Source organism: Muricomes intestini, from assembly GCF_004346165.1.
Classification (GTDB): Bacteria; Bacillota; Clostridia; order Lachnospirales; family Lachnospiraceae; genus Muricomes; species Muricomes intestini.
Genome location: NZ_SLZZ01000068.1, coordinates 1 through 1,370, shown reverse-complemented (window position 1 = coordinate 1,370; position 1,370 = coordinate 1). Strand labels below are relative to the sequence as shown.

At 39.2% G+C, this 1,370-nt stretch carries 2 protein-coding genes; both read right to left on the bottom strand.

Going from position 1 to position 1,370, the window contains the following annotated elements:
- The coding region (locus EDD59_RS17630) for a pyruvate formate lyase family protein (protein WP_279233380.1) at positions 1-981 on the bottom strand (981 nt) is incomplete at its 3' end.
- A gap of 209 nt (positions 982-1,190) precedes the next feature.
- Positions 1,191-1,370, bottom strand: a 180-nt coding sequence (locus EDD59_RS17625; protein ID WP_132384276.1) for a glycine radical domain-containing protein, incomplete at its 5' end; no start/stop codon positions are given.

Below are 1,370 nucleotides of genomic sequence, written 5' to 3'. Positions count from 1 at the left end.
TGTCAGCTCGGTTGCAAGTTCTCTGGTCAGTGTTCCATCCGCAATACCTGCTTCATAATACGGCTGCATGAACTGGTCATAACGGCCAAAAGATACGCCTGCACCACTATCTTCAATCTGAATACAGATATGGGTTAGAATGATAAACTGCAATGCCTCTTTAAAGTTACGTGCCGGGTTCCTTGGAACGTTGCGGCAAATGTCTGCCATATCTAGAAGTTCTGCTTTTCTTGTCTCATCCTTTTCCTCTGCAGCTATCTTTTCAGCTAAATCTGCATATCTTGCCGCAAATTTAATGATTGCATTGGCGCTGATGATTGCCGCTTCATAAAAGTCTTTTTTCTTAATGTAATCTGGATCATTCTTATAATCAATCTTCTTTAGGTTTTCTTCACACTGATTGATAATTGTCTGTACGCCATTTCTGATCAGCCATGGATGATCCGGTGCAAAGTGTCCGTCACCTCCTTGAAAATAGGTGCCAATATCAGCAGCTTTTAGATCATAGTGAGTAGCAAGTGCTTCTTTCGGAAGACGTGTTCTTAACATGTCCGTGATTGTTTTGCCTTTCCACCAATCACACATTTCCTGAATAACAGGTTTGTTTTCTTCACGAAGGGTGTAACGATCTGCCGGACGCTTATCCAGTGAATATGGCTCTCCGTGAATCATTTCTTTTTCAATCCATTCAACTTCATATTCAGGAAATAGAGGTGCCCATCTAGGACATGATGCCTGGTTTCCTGCAAATAAGCTGCCGGGCAGGATGTAAATACTCATGTTCTGAAGAACATAGTCAATTGCGTTGGCCCTTCTAATAATTGGAGTCTGATCCGTATGTTCTCTGTAATACTCTGTGATTAATTTCCCTCTTTCAACGCAAACACCATATTGAGAATTAGTGATATACTTGTGTAGTGTATCAATCCTTTCTGATCTTACAGGCTCCGTTGAAATCTGATAGGAATCTTTTATTTCCATAATTTTCTCCTTTTCCCTCCCACTCTCTTGTGCGAATTGTATGTTTTCTTGTTGTATTCATTTTATCAATTAGTTATTTTTTTTAAAACCTATTTTATTTTGTAAAAGGTGCACTATTTTTAGTTTTATTATCCGCATTAAAAATAAACGCCCTCTGAACATAAAGGTACTTCTATGTTCAAAAGACGTTCATTCAAAAGGACTTTATTTTATACTAATTCTTCAGGAGTAAATTTCATATTATAAAGAGAACCACAGGAGAACAACTCATTATGGAGTTTTGCTACAGACCGAATTGCTGCTGTAGGTCCATTCACATCGGTCCCTCTCATTGGTGACTGCCCATCTGCAACAGACATATATGCATCACGTCCATCCGGTGTTGCTCC